At 65.3% G+C, this 17462-nt stretch carries 8 protein-coding genes; all 8 read right to left on the bottom strand.

The features are described 5' to 3' along the window. Positions 1–7: 7 nt before the first annotated feature. The 8 genes from XW59_RS10980 to XW59_RS10945 all read right to left on the bottom strand — a co-directional run bounded on the left by XW59_RS10980 (position 8) and on the right by XW59_RS10945 (position 17429). Positions 8–922 carry an iron-siderophore ABC transporter substrate-binding protein gene (locus tag XW59_RS10980; RefSeq protein ID WP_047145241.1) on the bottom strand — a complete coding sequence of 305 codons (915 nt, stop codon included), beginning with the start codon at positions 920–922 and terminating at the stop codon, positions 8–10. 37 nt (positions 923–959) lie between these two features. After that, positions 960–1925 (bottom strand): (2Fe-2S)-binding protein, encoded by a 966-nt coding sequence (locus XW59_RS10975; RefSeq protein WP_047145242.1) that lies wholly within the window; start codon positions 1923–1925, stop codon positions 960–962. Between the two features lie 65 nt (positions 1926–1990). Beyond that, the gene (locus tag XW59_RS10970) at positions 1991–2755 is read right to left on the bottom strand and encodes a 4'-phosphopantetheinyl transferase superfamily protein (protein WP_047145243.1); all 765 of its coding nucleotides are present in this window, start codon (positions 2753–2755) and stop codon (positions 1991–1993) included. After that, complete coding sequence (locus XW59_RS10965) at positions 2742–4109, bottom strand: MATE family efflux transporter (protein WP_047145244.1); 1368 nt, start codon at positions 4107–4109, stop codon at positions 2742–2744. Before XW59_RS10965 ends, XW59_RS10970 begins: the two co-directional genes overlap by 14 nt. Before the next feature lie 52 nt (positions 4110–4161). Continuing rightward, positions 4162–7389, bottom strand: coding sequence for a non-ribosomal peptide synthetase (locus tag XW59_RS10960; RefSeq protein ID WP_052958124.1), 3228 nt, complete (start codon positions 7387–7389; stop codon positions 4162–4164). 1 nt (position 7390) lies between these two features. Beyond that, a complete protein-coding gene (locus tag XW59_RS10955; protein WP_052958125.1) occupies positions 7391–11782 on the bottom strand; it encodes a non-ribosomal peptide synthetase in 4392 nt (1463 codons plus the stop codon). Beyond that, positions 11782–12849, bottom strand: a complete 1068-nt coding sequence (locus XW59_RS10950) for an LLM class flavin-dependent oxidoreductase (protein ID WP_047145245.1) — start codon at positions 12847–12849, stop codon at positions 11782–11784. The genes XW59_RS10955 and XW59_RS10950 overlap by 1 nt, the downstream gene beginning before the upstream one ends. Before the next feature lie 23 nt (positions 12850–12872). Next, positions 12873–17429 carry a type I polyketide synthase gene (locus XW59_RS10945; protein WP_082137561.1) on the bottom strand — a complete coding sequence of 1519 codons (4557 nt, stop codon included), beginning with the start codon at positions 17427–17429 and terminating at the stop codon, positions 12873–12875. Between the last annotated feature and the right edge of the window lie 33 nt (positions 17430–17462).

Here is a 17462-nt window from a genome sequence, read left to right as displayed (position 1 = left end):
CGGCCATTCACTTATTCGAGAGAACGTAGCGCTCGACATCGTCGAGCACGCGATTGGCCGACGCGAGACCGCTGAACTCCATCCAGGTGGCGGGATCGACCCGATAGGCGCGGCCCGCCGCCACCGCCGGCAGCATCTGCCAGAGCGGATTGTTCAGCGTTTCCGTTTCGAGGCGCCCGCTCGGATCGTTGTCGTGCCCGCCGCCGACGATATAAAGGAGGATGTCGCCATCCAGCGCAGCGAGCCCTTCCCAGTCGGGGCGCTTGAGCACGGTGTCGTCGCTGACGGTTTCATAGACGGTTCGCGTCACGCCCGCCTCGCGCAGGATGCTGAACGGACCGTAGGAACCCGGCCCGTCGACATAGACCTGAAAGCCGCCCGGAATGATACGCACGACGGACACTTTGACCTCCGGCATTCGTGCCCGGATGTCGGCCGCCCGCTTTTCATAGGCGTCGAATTCGATGTCGGCCTCGCCCTTGCGCCCAGTGAAGTCGGCGACCAGCGCATAATATTGTTTCCAGTCCTGCGCCTCGATCAGAACCGTCGGCGCGATCTTTTGCGCGATGTCGTAGGCGCGCGCATGCATGAAGGCATCGCCGAGGATAAGGTCCGGCTTGAGCCCGATGATCGCCTCCACGCTCGGCTGGCTGGAACTGCCGATATCCGCGACGCCGCGCTCCTTCGCGGTGGCCTGCAAGGCGTCATCGTCCATCGCGAAGAGAGGCGCGCCGATAATGGGAGCTCCGAGCTCCAGCCCCATCCCGAGATTGTAATAGGCATCAAGCGTTACAATCCGCTGCGGATTTTCAGGAATGCAAACGGGCGGATTGAAGACGCCTTCCGTCAGCAGCCGCCCGTCGCAAGCGAAGGCGGACAGGACGCCGATGGCGGTGAACAGGATCGCAAGGATGATACGCATGGGCCCGTAAACTGGATTATCTATCTCATGTTTTGACTTAACCCGGCGCGTCGCCGTTTACAACGGCGTCTTCCGGACGCGGGGCAAGGCCGAGATGCCGCCTCATGCCAGCCTCGACGATTCGATCGCGATCCGCTGGCTTCTGAAGCACGCAGGTGGAGCATAGATGCCCGCCTTCCACCGTGTAGAAACGGCAGCATCCGCCGCGCGCCCGGAAGGTGCGCCGGGCCAGGACCCGGTCGGGGTCGGCATCGTCCCTCACCGTGACCTCGAAATAGTGCAGCTGCCGGTTGTTCAGCGGCGATCCGCGATGTTTCAGGATCGCCAGAGCGTCGCTCTTGGCTTCTTCCAGCCGGTCGAAATACTGGCCTGCATCTAGAAAGCGTGCGCCAAGCGAATCGCCGACCAGCCGCCACATCGCGCTCTCCGACAAGCTGGTCTTGCGATGCAACCCCGAGATCAGCGGCTCAAAATGTGCTTCCACGCCCTGCCGCAGGAGATCGCGCAGCAGTGCTCGTGCTTCGGCAGCGGCAGCGCCTTGCGCCACCAGGGCGTCCGAAGTCGCTGCTCGTTCCGACAGGAAGCGCAGACGCGTCAGCCGCTCGTCGACCAAGCGCGTCTTCAGTTGCAAGGGACGTGTGTCATGGGAAAGCGCGACGCTGGCCGGGCGGAAATCCGGCACGAGGCCGAAACCGACGAACGGCGCCACGGCCACCAGCGCGAAACGGTTGCTGTATTCCGTGATGTGGTATGCCGCGCGCGTCTTGAGGTCCATCTCGTCGGCGAAGCCGGCCTGATAGTCCAGCATGTCTTCCAGCGCGGCATCGTCGCCGAAGAGCAGATCAGCGCGTGTCCAGCCCGGCGCAAGCGCGCCTATATCCGCCATGGTCTGGGACGAGACCTTTTCCTGGAGCTTCAAGGCCGCGCGGAGGCCGGCTTCGCCATCGGCAATGGCGAGACGTTCCGACGCTCCGTCGAAAATGATCTCAGGGGTTATCTTCATCGAAGATGAGTACAACACTCGACTTTTGAAGCGCAATAGAAGATGGCCGCGCTTTGCTCGAAGACCTAGAGACTACGCAGGATATGGCATTCGATCTCCTGCGCGATCGACATCGGCACGCTGCGAAAAAGCCGAAGTCGCCACGGCTCAGCCGCTTTGGCAGCCACGGACAGGGCGTAATCCCCACCGGCATCGAGCGTCCAGAGCCGCCAGCCGAACGGCGCGTCCGGGGGATCGTCGACACGGAGGCTGATTGCATCCTCTTCCGGAAAGCCTATGCAGAAACTGTCGAGCGGGATCGAAAGCCCCCTCCCCAGCGCCTTCACATAGGCTTCCTTGAGAGTCCAGAGCATGAAGAAGCGCCGGTCGCGTGCGACCGCGACGTCTGGAAGGTCCGCCGTTTCCTCCGCGGCAAAAAAGTGACGGGCAAGATCGGCGCTTTCGATCTCCCTGCCACGCCATTCGATATCCACGCCGACAAAGGTCGAGCGCGACACGGAGATCACCGCACGGCCCGTCGTGTGGGAAAGATTGAAATCGAGAGCCTGCCCGATCTCGTTGGCGATGGCCGGCCTGCCATGCCCATTGCGCGTGAACCGCCAGTCGCGCGGCGCGACCCCTGGTACGTATTGTGACAAGGTGAAGCGCAGCAAGGCTCGGGTGATCGTGAACTGTCGGCGATTGCGCTCGAAATGGAATCTGTCGCAACGCTGATGCTCGTCGTCCGACATGACTTCGCGATAGGAGTCGAGGCGATTCTGGGCGATCTCGGCCTCGTCCACCATGTGCAGGTGGATCTCGCTTTCGGCAATATCCTCAAAGAACGACATGCCGGACCCATTTGCGGTCATGCCAGCGCCACAGCATCGCGATGCCCTTGATCGTTTCCTCGACGATCATCGCATACCACACGCCGACCACGCCGTAACCGAGATGCAGGCATAGGAACCAGGCCAGCGGCAGGCTCAGGCCCCAGGTAATCCCCTGGCTGACCATGACCGGCCAGCGGACGTCGCCGACCGCGCGCAACGACTGGAAAAGGACGGTGTTGAACGCGAAGCCGGGTTGCAGCAGCACGGTCAGCAGCGCCAGTTCCGTACCCAGCACCACCACCGCCGGATCGTCGGTGAAGAGCGCGAAGAACAAGTCCGCGAACAGATAAAGGAGGATAGCCAAAAAAGTAGCGAGAACCGCCGCGACGATGCTGGAGCGCAACGCCTGTGCAAACGCCTGCCCGGCCTCGCCCGCGCCGCGCCGGTACCCCAGCAGCACCTCGTTGCCCTGGCTCACGGCCATGATGACGAAGATGAAGAAGGTGACGGCGATCATCACATAGGCGCGGCTGAGAACGGCGACTATACCGAACCCGGTGATGAAACCGAGCAGGATCAACTGATAGCAGCCATAGGCGATGTAGTCGGAGACGCTGGGCATCGACAGGCCGAAGAGGCGGCGCAGCAGGCGCCAGTCCGAGAACGCCTCGCGATGCGGCAGGCTCAGGCCGAGCCCGCGCGCAAGGATAAGCAGGAGTGCAACGGCAGCCGCGATCCGCATCAGCAGCGTACCGAGCCCCGACCCCAATACACCCAATGCCGGTATCGGACCCCAGCCAAGAATGAGGACATATTCGGCCGCGATATAGAAAGTCGCGGCGAACAGGCCGAGCAAGGCGATCGTCCGGCTGCGGCCGAAACCACGCAACGAGGCGGTGGCGGCCGTCGCGAACCCGTTGAATGCCATGGCGATCCCCACCACGCCGACATAGAGGCGTATATCGGGCGCCATGGCTTCCGGCGTGCCGAGAAGCCACAGCACCACCGGCGCGGCCAGCGCGGTGAACAGCCCCACGAGCAATCCGAAAAGCGTGTTGGCGGTGACGGCGATCGCGGCCACGCGCTCTGCCCGCTCACGGTCACCTTGGCCGAGATGGTGAGCGATAACGATCACGGCTCCGGTGCCGAGCGCGGTGGAAAGCTCCAGCGCGACGATCAGGATCTGGTTCGCTATGGCGACCGCCGCCGCCGCATCGGCGGAGTGCGCGCTGATGATCATGGTATCGAGCAGCATGACGCCGAAATTCAGCAGCGAATTCAGGAACAGAGGAAAGCTGAGCTTGAAAAGCGTCGCGCGACGCGTCTCCTCCCTTTGGGCATGCGCGGCGGCCAGAGCGTGAGGCTCTGTCATCAAGGCATCTGAAGAACTCTGCGCGAGAGGCTCGACCGACACGGGCGCCCGATCAGACCCGGACCGGCCGCTGGCTCAGACGCCGCTGCATGAGCCGCTCGCGCCCCGCCGCGCGCATTTTGCCCCGGTCGGGTAATTCCGCGGCAGCCACGTCGCCGCCAAGTTTGGTCTCCAGATGGGCGGCAAGCGTCTCCAGTGTCGGAAATCTGAACAGATCGGCGACCGGGAGATCGACGTCGAACTGCTCACCGATGAGCCGCTGGACGTTGACCGCCAGCAGCGAATGTCCGCCGATCTCGAAGAAATTGTCCTTCGGTCCGACCCGATTTAGATCGAGCACGTCACACCAGATCCGGGCCACCGACGCGGCCGGCTCGTCGAAGCGGAGGTCGACGTCGGGCGGAGGCGTTGGCGCCAACCCGGGCGCAGGCAGCGCCTTGCGGTCGACCTTGCCGTTCGGCGTCAACGGAAAGGCGGCGAGCGATACATAGGCGGCAGGCAGCATATAGGCCGGAAGCGTCGTCTGGAGATGCGCGCGTAACAGAGCCGCGGCCCCGTCCGGCTCGGCGTCCCGCCATTTCAGATAGGCGACCAGACGGGCCCCGATACCGTCATCGGCGACATGCACGAGCGCCTGCGCCACGCCGGCAAATGAGACAAGCCTCGCCTCGATCTCGTCGAGCTCGATACGATGACCGCGCAGCTTGACCTGATTGTCCATGCGACCGAGGAACTCGATATGTCCGTCGGCGCGCCAGCGGGCACGGTCCCCAGTGCGGTAAAGTACCGCCTGGTCGTAGGAAGCCGAACAGAAGCCATTTGGAACGAATTTTCGCGCGGTCAGCTCCGGTCGCCGCCGATAACCGCTGCTCAGGCCCAGTCCACCGATGCACAATTCCCCCGCCACGCCCATGGGCACTGGAGCGCCACGTCCGTCGAGCAGCAGCAGATGGGTGTTTGCAATCGCGCCGCCGACCGGAACGGCGTGGCCTTCCAGCAATTCGGGCTCCACCTTGAGCGCCGCCGACCAGATGGTCGTCTCCGTCGGCCCGTACATGTTCCACAGCTCCCCACCATGGTTCAGAAGCGTCGTCGCGAGCCGGCTGTCAAGCGCCTCGCCGCCGCATAACATCTTGAGATCCGGCTTTCCCTGCCATCCGGCGTTGAGCAGCATCCGCCATCCGCTCGGCGTGGCCTGCATGACGGTGGCGTCCGTCTCCTCGATCAATCGCGCGAGACGCACCCCGTCTCGACAGGTCGCCGCGTCGGTGAGCACCAGGGTACCCCCCGAGACGAGCGGGCCGAAAATTTCGAGGCCGGCAATATCGAACCCGACCGTCGTCACGGCCAACATCCGGTCACGGGCCCCGATCCCCGGCCGCTCACACATGGCGGCGATCAGATTGGCAAGGTTGAGATGCGATATCGGCACGCCCTTGGGTCTGCCGGTGCTGCCGCTTGTGTAGAGCAGATAAGCCATGTCCTCCGGTTCGACCGAACCCATCTCGAGCGTTGCCGCAAGCGCGGCATGGCCGCCGGGCACCAGAACGTCGATGTCATACACCCGCTCCGCGCGTCCGGCATTGATCGCGTCGGTGACGATCAGCCCTACCGCCGCGTCCCGCAGCATGTGGTCGATGCGCTCGTCCGGATAGTCTGGGTCGATCGGAAGATAGGCCGCGCCGCTCATCATCACGCCAAGCAGAGCGACAATCAGATCGGGGCTGCGCTCCATCCATACGGCGACCACCGCCCCGCGATCGAGCTGTCTTTCTCGCAGCGTGGTTGCCAGCTTTCCAGCGCGCGAGACGAGCTCCGAACAGGTGAGGATCCGCCTCCCCTGCTCTCCGATGAATTCGATCGCGACGGCGCCGGGTGTGGCTTCCGCCCGCGCGACGATCTGATGGGGAAGCGGCGACGGCACGGCGCACGCTGGACCACGGCCGCGCGACAGCAGGCAATCGCGTTCCTCCGCCCCCACCATGTCCAGCTCGCACAATCGCGCATCGGGCCGTTCGCAGAATGCGTTGAGGATCGTCTCGTAATGTCCGAGCAGCCGGCGCGCGGCCTCCGGATCCATCTGCAAGGGATCGATACCGAGAACCAGTTCGACCGACGCACCCGGAAAAACGCGCAGGGTGAGCGGAAAATTGGTTCGCTCATGACTTCCAGCATCGCCGATGCGAAGCGCGCGTCCCTCCATCTCGACCGCGTCGAGTATTCCGAGCGGATAATTCTCGACGATGACGAGCGTGTCGAACAAGGATGTCGTGGCGCCAAGGCCGCTGCAACGCTGGATGCCGGCAAGGCCGATATGCCCGAAGCGCTCCCGGCCGGCCTGTCCGGCTTGGATGGCCTCCAGCAAGGAATCCAGCTTCCCGTCGGCATCGACCCGAACGCGGACGGGCACCGTGTTGAGGAACAGGCCGATCATGTCTTCCGCTCCGGGCAGGTCAGCCGGTCGCCCCGACTGCACCGCCCCGAAAACCACGTCGTCCTGCTCACCATAGCGCGCCAGGAGCAAGGCCCACGCCCCTTGCAGGATGGTCGCGAACGTCAATCGCCGTGAGCGCGAGAGCGTCCGCAGCCGCTCCGCGCACTCCTGTGACAGCGTCGCCCGCAGTTCTACCGCTTCGCTTGCCTCCGACGTTCCCTTTGCGATCGTGATCGCGGTCGGGCCATCGAGCCCGGCAAGCTCGTTCCTCCAGTAGGCTTCAGCCGCCCCAGCATCCTGTGCGGCGCGCCAATCGATATAATGCTTGTACGGAGTTGGGGCTGCCGCAGGCTGCTGGCCCGCGTAAAGCCGCAACATTTCGCGTACGAGCAACGCGCCGCACCACCCGTCCATCAACAGATGGTGGAAGCTCCAGACGAAGCGGTGCCGGTTCCCGGCAAGCCGGAACAGGGCGAAACGGAGCAACGGAGCCTCGTCCATGCGAAAACCACGCTGTCGATCCGCCTTGAGCCATTCCTCAAAGGCGACGTCCTGGGCACTCGAATCGAGGCCGCTCCAGTCCTCGATATGCCATTCCGGTTCGGCGTGATCGTAAACGACCTGGACGGGGCGATGCAGGTCGATCCAGTGACATTCGGTACGCAAGACGTCATGCCGCTCGATCACGCGCCGCCACGCAGCGCGAAACGCCTCGACGTCCAGTTCGCCGTCGAGACTGCACCAGAGCTGCTCGAAATAGATGCCCGAGCGCGGCTCCATCAGCGTATGCAGCAACATTCCCGCCTGCGCGGGATGCATCTCGAACGCATCGACCACGGCCGCCACGTCAGGCCTGCCGCTGCTTGAGGGTAGAAAGTAGCCGGTCCAGCCTTGCGGTCGCGGATTTTCCACGCGGCTCGACCGAGCGCAGGAATGCCTCGCAGGCACGCGACACCTGCTGAACGGCCGCCGACGCAAACCGCGCGGGATCGTGACACCACTCGATCCGTATGGCGTCGTCCGCAACATGCGCATGGGCAGCCAAGGCATAGCCGGGCGGAAAGGCCGTCGCCGGTGTGGAATGCCATGCGAGATTCGAGCCGTCGGTCGAAGAGACCGCCACCGCAAGATCGGACCGGGTTGGTGCTGCAGGATCCACGCCCTGACCACCCTGTGCGGAGAGCATGGCGGCGGTCGCGGCAAGCCTGGCCGCGACATCGCCGTTCGAGGCGGAAACGGAGAGCGGCACGAGACGCGTGAAATTGCCCACGGCCAGCCGAAGCCCATTGCCGAGACCGAACCGCGAGGAAGTCAGGAGATCGACTTCGGCCTGCTCGGCACCGTTGGCCTCCAACACGGCGTGGGCCACAGCGGTCAGGATCACCAGTTCCGCCGACGTTTCCAGATCGCGTGCCGCATCGAGCAGCCTCCGTGTGTCGGCGTCATCGAAAATGAGCGCACCGCCGTCGGCCATGGCGGCCGCCTGGGCCGCGCCGGTATCCGCGGCGGTCGAGGATCTTGGCGTCGGCTCGCCGCCCTCGAGCCAGGCTCGGTAATCGCCCATCGCCTGCAATGCGGGGTCGGCTCCCGCACTCAAGCGCGCCACCACCTCCCTGACGTCCGCGGCGAGCCTAGGCAACGACTGCCGGTCGAGTAGAAGCGGAGGAACCGCGAGCGCGAGTTCGGCATCGCCTTCCGCCCCCATCAACAGGGCGTGCCATGAATGATCCGCGTCGAACCCTTCGTTCGCCCATTGCAGCATCGCGTCGCCGGAAAGGCGTTTGGCAAGGACTTTCAGGCCGCCGAAACGCCCGTCCAGGCAAGCATGGTGCCGGGCGACGAAAGCAAGGGCCTCGGCGACCCGCGTTCCTCCGGCCGCCAGCGGGAAGCTCACCACCCAAGGTTCGTCGGCGGCACCGGCCCGCCAGCGCTGCCAGAGACTGACCTCCAACGCGGTCCCGCGCTTCGGTGGTTCAGCGATCAGGGCCTGCGCCGCGACCGTCTGGTGCTCGAACAATTGTCCCGGCGCCAGCACGAGGCCACGGCCGCGCGCTCCCGCGGCGATCCGGATCGCTCCGATCGAATCGCCGCCGAGATCGAACAGATTGTCCTCGACGCCGATGTCGTCGCGGCCCAGCACCTGCTTCCAGACACCGAGCAGGATCTCTTCCGTGTCGTTGCGCGGCGCAAGCGGCGTCTTGAGACTGGTCGGCGTTTCCGGCGCGGGAAGCTTCCTGCGATCGACCTTGCCGTTCGGATTGAGCGGAAACGCATCCATCAGCACGAAGGCCGCAGGCACCATGTAGCGCGGCAGCTTGGCGGCGAGCGCCCGCCTCAGCTCGCGTCGCATCGCGCCTTTGTCGGAAGAGGCCGCCGAGCCGTCGACAAGGCAATAGGCGACGAGCCGCTCGTTCGGCTTGTCCAGAACGACGATGGCCTGCTCGACGCCCGCCTGTTCATGCAACAGGCTCTCGATCTCGCCGATCTCGATGCGGTAGCCGCGCAGCTTGATCTGGAAATCGGTGCGGCCGATGAATTCGAGTTCCCCGGACGGACGGCGAACCACCAGGTCGCCGGTACGATAGAGCCGTTCACCCGCAATGGTCGTGGCGCTGGGGTTGGGAACGAATTTCTCCGCCGCCAATGCTGGCCGGCGCCAATAGCCGGGACTAAGACCGACGCCGCCAATCAGGAGTTCTCCGGGGTTCCCGTCGGGCACCGGTTGCAGATAGCCGTCAAAAATATGGAATTGCGTGTTGTCGAGCAGGCCGCCGATCGGGACTTTTCCGCCTTCGATATGGCGCGGCAGCACACGCAGCGCACTGGCCCAGATCGTCGTTTCGGTCGGGCCGTAGACGTTCCAGAGCGAGCCGATACGCTCGACCAGCCGCCCGGCGAGCTGCGCATCCAGCGCCTCGCCGCCGCAAAGGCCGATCAGGCCAGGCCTGCCCACCCAGCCGCTGTCGAGCAGCATGCGCCAGCTTGCCGGCGTCGCCTGAAGGTGGGTGATGCCATGCTCGTCGAGAATATCCGTCAAGCGGCGCGGCGCGAGCAACAGGTCCTGATCGTACATGACGACGGTCGCGCCCACGCTCAGCGGCCAGAGCATTTCGAGGATCGAGATGTCGAAAGCCGGAGTGGTCAGCGCCAGCATCCGGTCGCCGGGCGCGATGCCCGGCTCGCGCGCAAGCGAGCAAAGCTGATTGAGCAGGCCGACGTGATCGATCGGCACGCCTTTGGGCCGTCCCGTGCTGCCGCTCGTATAGAGAATGTAGGCGATGCGTCGGGGATCGCTGGCCGGCAACGCGCATTCGGGCAGCTCATCGGAAAAAGCGGTCGGATCGACGCATCGATGCGAGGGGAAGAAGGATGGATCGCGGGTCAGGACGACGGTCGCCTCCGCATCCTCCAGAATATAGGCGATCCGGTCGGCGGGGTTCTTCGGATCGACCGGAACATAGATCGCGCCCATTTTCAGGATCGCGAGAAACGCGATCACGGAATAAGCCTTGCCGGGCATGGAAACTGCGATCCGCACTCCGGGCCGCTCCAGTCCGGGTACGGACAGGAGATGCCGCGCGAGCGCTTCCGCTGCCTGCTCCAGCTCCGCATAGCTCCACGCACGGCCTTCGCAGACGAGCGCCGTCCGATCGGCATGGCCCGAAGCGATCTCCGAGATCGCCTGATGGACGCCGAGAGGCGGCAGCGGCCGGTTCTTCCCGAGGCCGCGCAGGTTCAAGGCATCCCGCTCATGCGGCTGCATGTAGTCGAGCGTGGGCAGCAACCCATCCGGTGAGCCGGCCACCGAGCGCAGCAGCTGCTCGAAATGTTCGATCATGCGTTCGATGCGCGCGGCGTCGAAAAGACCCGTGCGGTACTCCACCATCACGGCGAGACCGTCCTCGCGCTCCATGATATGCCAGCCCAGATCGAACTTGGTTTCGGCCAGCGGCAGCACTTCCTGCGTGACCTCGAGGTCGGCGACGCCGAGATCGACGGTCCGAGCGTTCTGCTGACGATAGCCGGCCGTCTGCGCCTGGAACATGATCTGGAAAAGCGGGTTCTGCGACGCCTCGCGTCCCAGGTCCAAAGCCTCGGCCACGCGCGGAAACGGAAACTCCTGATGCTCGAACGCATCCGCCAGCGTCGAACGCACCCGGTCCAGCCATCCCCGAAAGGAAAGAGCGGGATCGAGCGCGGTACGCAGCAACAGCGTGTTCGTGAACAGCCCGACGACGTCGGAAGCCGCGTCCTCGCGTCCCGCCACCGGCACGGCCACCGCGAGATCGGACTGACCGCTGTAGCGATGCAGGAGCAGCTTGAAGGCTGCAAGCAGAACCATGAACGGCGTCGCGGAGAGCTGTCCCGCCAACGCCGAGACGCGCTGCGAAAGATCGGCCGGCAGAGTTCGCAGGGCGGTCCCGCTCGTGACGGACAGCGCATGCGCGCTTCCGCGCGGACGGTCGGTAGGAAGCTCCAGCGCATCGAGCCCGGAAAGCTTGTCCCGCCAGAATCGCTTCTGCGCCTCATAACCGGCGCCGGCGAGCCATTCATGTTGCTTCAGCACGAAATCGCCATAGCTGCGCTGAAGCGGCGGCAGCTCGGGATCGCGCCCCGCGCTGAAGGCGCGATAGCAGGCGGCCAGTTCGCGCATGAAGATGCCGCGCGACCAGCCGTCGGCGACGATGTGATGCATGCAGATGACGAGTGTATGGTCCCGCTCGGCAAGCCTGAACAGATGCGCACGCAAAAGCGGCGCGCGCGCAAGATTGAAAGCGGATGCCGCCGCGCCTTGCACCTCTTTCGCCAGCCTCTCCGGCGCGGCGGCGAGATCGGTGAAACCCAGAGGGAGATCGCATTTCTCCTGGATATTCTGCCAAGTCTCGCCGTCCGTGACGGCAAAGGATGTGCGCAAGGGCTCATGCCGATCGACGATATGCTGCAGGCTGCGCTGCAACGCGTCCCGGTCCAGCGTCCCCCGCAAACGCCATGAGAACGCGATCAGATAGGCGGTGCTTTCCGGTTTGAGCTGCTGCTGAACCCAGAAATGCAGCTGTGCCGGTGTGAGCGGCAACCTGGACGGCCGGTGCGTTTCCTCCGGCGGCGCGACGCGCGACCAGTCGATGCCGCGCCGCTCGAGTTCGCGGCGCAATGCCGCCCGCTGCTCCTCGCCCAGCACGGCTACGCGGGAGCGGAGGGCCTCGATGGGATCGACCTGTGCCGCCTGCATGCCGAACATCACACAGCGATCTTCATGGCGGGAGCATCGAAATCCCGACCCGCAAGCTCGACGATATGGGGGAGCGACGCCATGACCAGATCGTAGTCCTGCACGAAATCGATCAGGCACGCGATCTCATTGACACCCGCATGAGCGAGCGATTGCACCATCGAATGGCAGCTTTCGGGCGTACCGATCAGCGACCTGCCCTTCATGAAGCCTTCCACGCCGAACTGGAGGAGGCTGTCGAGGTCGTCCTTGCTGAAATCCTCGAAGCGCACATTGACGCCCATGCCGCGGGCGAGACCTTCGAGCAAATGATAGTGGGTCCGTAGATAGTCGCTGAAGGGCCCGATGACATTCGCCTTCACCTGATCCACGTCATTGCCGAGGAAGGTATGCACCATCATGCTCACCGTCCCGCTCTCCGGATCGTGCCCATGCTTCTCCAGCGCGGTCCGGTAAGCCCTTATCTTCGGCTCGACCTCATCCAGCGTCTCGCCCAGCAGGGAAGTCAGCACGTTTATGCCGCGCTTGCCGGCCTCCATGAAGGATTCCGTCGACTGGCAGGCCAGCCAGAAAGGGATGCGGGGCTGTAACGGTCTCGGCAACGTGCGCGCTTCGACCAGATTGCCGTCGGCATCCTCGAAGGACACCGCCTCCCCTGCGAGCAGCGTCGTCAGTTGATCGTAGGCCTGCCACATGACGCTACGCCGGCTGCCATGCGGTTCGCGCGACATGACGAATTCGTCCTTGGTCCAGCCGGATGCGATCGCCATTCCCGCCCGGCCACCCGATAAATTGTCGATCACCGCCCATTCCTCGGCCACCCGAACCGGATGATGCAGCGGCAACACCACGCTGCCGGATCGCAATTGCACGTTCTCCGTGACCATGGCGAGGGCCGCGTGGATGACGGACGGGTTCGGATAGAGGCCGCCGAAAGCGTGGAAATGCCGCTCGGGTACCCAGAGCGCAGTCAGGCCGTTGGCATCAGCAAAGCGCGCGCTGTCGATCAGCAGCTTGTAGCTGTCCTCCCTTGGCCGCGATCCGTCACCGTCGAAATAGAACAGGCTGAACTTCATGGACGTTCCTCCTCGCAATTTAGTTAGACACTCTCGGGGGCGGCGAGCGACACGTGTCCCGCCTCGATGTCATCGAGCAATCCGGCTACGGTGTCGCGTTCCCGCGCTGCCGCTACAGCCGCATCGCGGATGACACGCGCGATGCCTTCGACGGTCGGCGCCTCGAAGAGCAGCGCACGCATCGGCAATTCCACGCCGAACCGCTTGCGAAGCTGGGTGACGACCTGAATCGCAAGCAACGAATGCCCGCCAAGCTCGAAGAAATTGTCCGTCGCGCCGATGCGTTCGACGCCGAGCAGGTCGCGCATCACCGCGGCCACCGTCTGCTCATATTCGTCGCGCGGCGCGACATAGGCCGCCTTCACATCCGACCGGCCGGTGTCCGCGCTCTTCGATGCGGCCTGCGCCAATGGCGAGGCTGCAAGGCGGTGCGAAAGGTCGAAAGGCGTGACGACGGCGCGCGCCACCTGCGGATTGGCGAGCATGGCGCGCGTCACCTGCCAGACCTCGCCGGGGTCGATGGCGTTAGCCAGCATCCCGCCGGCGCTGTCGGTATCGGTATCGTTGCGGCAGACATCCCAATTGACCGCCTGCCACGACGCGCTTGAGGCCGCCTGCCGCTCTGTGACGAAGGCGTCCAGAAAGGCATTGGCCGCCGCATAGGCTGCAAGCCCCGATCCGCCGGCCAGCGTCGAAAGCGACGATTGCACGAAGAAGAATTCGGGAGGCGTATCGGCGAGGCAGGCATCGAGGTTGCGCAGCCCGTCGATCTTCATGTCGAAGAGACCCCGATAATCCTCGTTCTCGATCTCCCCGAGCGGGCAATGATGACGGTCGCCCATCGCCGCCGTATGGAAAACGCCACGGATCGAGCCGAAGCTCCGCTGCGCCTCGTCGAGCGCGCTTTTCACCCATGCGGCATCGGCAAGATTGCCGCTGAACAGCATGTAGTCCCTGCCGGGCGCGCCTATGGCGCGCAGGCGGCGTATCCATTGCGATATGCCGTGCTGCGGGCTGTGCGACGCCAACCAGCGATCCCATTCATCTGCGGACGGGAGTCCCGGCCTGCCGAGCAGGACCACCCTGGCGCCGAGTTGCTTCACGAGCGCGTCGGCGTAAACAGGTCCCAGGCCCTCGACCAGATCGCCGGCCACGAGATAAGTAGCACCTGCCTGCAAGGCGGGGATGTCGGACGCCGCTTCCAGCGGCGTTTCCTCGTGCTCTTGCGTCCACCCAAAGCCGCGGCGCAGCGCGGTCACGCCGCCGTCCTGCCCATCTCGACGAAGGAGATCCTGCAGTCCGGCTACGGGTTGGCCTGCCGACAGCTCCGCGTCGTCCAGATCGATGATTCCGCAGTCGAGGCCGGCAATCTCCTGCGGCAGCACTCGCAGCAGGCCGGTTAGGAGAGCGGATCGAGGGTCGAGCGCTTCCGTGCCGATCACCTGCCGCGCGCCCACCGTGACGAGCGTCAGGCCCACCGGCCGTTCGGACGCGCCGGAAAGCGTCTGCGCGAGCGCCACGGCATGGGCGAAGGCTGCCTCGCCCCGCATGGTGTCGCCGCCGATCGCAAATCCGCCGACGATCCGGTCGGGTCGCCAGCCTCGCCTCGCGAGATCGGATAGGACCGCTGCATGATCCTCGGCGCTTGAGGGATCGATGGCATAGGAGCCATCGCGCTCCGCGAAGGTTTCGCCTGGCTGAACGAAGACCGCTTCGATCTCATCCGGCAAAGAACCAAGAGCCGCGCCGAGAGCGCCATCGTCGAAAACCAACCAGCGCATCTTCTGTTCCGGAACGAGCCTGGAAGCCGCCGGACGCCGCTTCCAGACCGGCTGGTGAAACCACGTCGAAACGTCCGGCCGGCGCAACTGCGGGTCCGCGGTGTCCCGCATCGCGGCAGGCGGTATCCAGAAGGAGCTGCGCTCGAAGGCGTAGGTCGGCAGACCGATACGGCGGCATTCGCCTTCTCCGTGCAGCGCCTGCCAGTCGATCTCCACCCCCGCCACCCAAAGCTGGCCGAGCGCCTTCAGCACATGGCGGCCGGCATCGGCCTGCCGCGCGTCGGGGTCCGGCAACGAGGCCACAGCACGCGCCCCGTCATGAAGCTGCTGGCGCAGAAGCCTTGTCAGCGTCGATCCCGGGCCGATCTCGAGGAACACCGGGCTGGAAAGGTCGAGTAAACATGAAACACCGGCGCTGAAGAGCACGGGCTCCCTCGCATGCCTGACCCAGTATCCGGGATCGGTCGCGAGCTCCGCGGTCAGCCAGTCGCCCGTGACATTGGAGACGAGATCGATCTGCGGCGGGCTGAGCGTGCACGAGGCCAGCACCTGCGCGAAGGTTTCCAGCGCAGGCTCCATCATGGACGTATGAAAGGCGTGCGACGTCCTGAGCATCCGCGAACCCAACCCCCGCCGCTCGAACCGCTCGGCAAGCGCCCGCACCGCTTCGAGAGGGCCGGCGAGCACACTGCTGCGCGGCGCATTCACTGCAGCCAGCTCGACGCCGTCGGCCACAGCGGCGCGCGCTTCCGCTTCGGACAGGCTGACGGCGAGCATTGCGCCGTTTTCGCATGCCTGCATCAGCCGACCGCGTTCGGCGACCACGCGCAGCGCATCCTGCAAGGAGAAGACACCCGCCAGGCAGGCCGCTACATATTCGCCAATGCTGTGGCCGATCAGCGCCTTGGGCCGCAGCCCCTTCGCCATCCACGATCTGGCCAGCGCGTATTCGACCGCGAACAGGGCCGGCTGCGCCCATTCGGTCCGGTTCAGCGCCTCGGAATCCGCCTCTGTCGGTCGATGGATGAGCCCGCACAGCCGCTCGCCTTCGGGCAGCAGGGACATGCATTCGTCGAACGCCGATTTAAAGGCTGCGTCGCTTTCATAGAGGGCGCGCGCCATGCCGGCATGCTGGGTGCCCTGTCCCGAGAACATGAAGACGAGACCGGGCTCTCCGGGCAGGGCCTTTCCGGTAACCACTTCCTCGTCGCCATCCGCCATCAGTGAGGCGGCAGCCGAGGCGGGGTCGCGCGCGAGGCAGGCCATGCGCTCCTGCATCGGCCGCCGGCCGAGCTGGAGCGTATGGGCGGCATCCGACAGGCCAAGGGCGGGATTTTCCTTCAGATGCCTTGCGAGAGCCTCGCGCATCGCCGCAAGCGATTGCGGCGTCCGCGCCGAGAAAGGCAGAACGTGCAGCCCCTCCACGGTTGCCGTCCGCGGCTCTTCCGGACCTTCCTCGATCACGACATGGGCGTTGGTCCCGCCCATGCCGAAGGAGCTGACGGCAGCACGGCGTGGCCTGCCTGCGACGCGAGGCCAGTCCATGCCCTCCTGCACGACACGGAACGGGCCGGCAGTGAAGTCGCAGGCCGTGTTGGGGCTCCTGAAGTTGGCCGTGGCGGGAATGCGCCCGTGCCTGAGCGCCAGGAGCGTCTTGATGAGGCCGGCCACGCCGGCAGCCGCGTCGATATGGCCGATATTGCCCTTGACCGACCCCAACGCACAACTTCCGCCGGCTTGCCCGAAGGCGGGTCCGTAGGCGCGGTTCAGCGCGGTGAGCTCGATCGGATCGCCGAGCGCGGTCGCTGTCCCGTGCGCCTCCACATAGCCGATGCTGGACGCTTCCACGCCCGATGCGGCCAGCGCCGCCTCGATTACCGCAGTCTGGCCCGCGACGCTCGGCGCCGTGAGCCCAACCTTGGCCGCGCCGTCATTGTTGACCGCCGACCCCAGGATGATTCCGTAAACGGTGTCGCCGGCCGCACGCGCGTCGCTCAGCCGCTTGAGAACGACGATGCCTACGCCGTTGGCAAAGACGGTTCCCTGCGCGTCGGCGTCGAAAGGCCTGCAGACGCCGTCCGGCGAACCGATACCTTCGCTCTTGTGCACATAGCCCGCGGGGCGCGGCTGGCCCACGCAGACGCCACCCGCCAGCGCCATCTCGCATTCCCCGGCAAGCAGACTGCGCGTCGCCATGTGGACCGCGACCAGCGAGGTCGAGCAGGTCGTCTGCACACCGAGACTCGGCCCTTTGAGGTCGAGATGGTAGGAGGTGCGCGCAGCGATCATGCCATTGACATTGCTCAACGCCGCCTGCACGGGATCCACCGTCTCGCTCAACGCGCTGTTCGCGCGCAGATGGGTGAGATAGTCGGTCAGCGCGCCGCCGCCATAGACCCCGATCCGCCCGGGAAAACGGCGACTGTCATAACCGGCATGTTCCAGAGCGCTCCAGGCGCATTCCAGGAAAACGCGCTGCTGGGGGTCGAGCAGCTCCGCCTCGCGCGGCGAATAGCCGAAGAAGCCGGCGTCGAAACCCGTGGGGTCGTCGAACCCGCCCCAGACCGGCACATAGTCGTCCTCGTCGGCCGGCATGCCGGCATCGGCGAGTTCCTCATCGCTCAGCCTGCGCAGCCCGGTGCGCCCCTCGTCGAGCATCCGCCAGAAGGCGTCCACATCGTCGGCCCCGGGGAAACGCCCGGCCATGCCGACGATCGCCACACGCTCGTCCTCCAGCCTGCGATGCTCCTCCAGCCTGCGTCTTGCGTCCCGAAGGGCCGCGAGAACCGGCCCGGTCATGGCTGCATCTGCTGCGGTTTTCTTCGACTTCGT

It is taken from the genome of Aquamicrobium sp. LC103, from assembly GCF_001014615.2.
Taxonomy (GTDB): Bacteria; Pseudomonadota; Alphaproteobacteria; order Rhizobiales; family Rhizobiaceae; genus LBCQ02.
The sequence above is the reverse complement of the archived record's forward strand: the minus strand, read 5'-3'. Positions and strand labels throughout refer to the sequence as shown.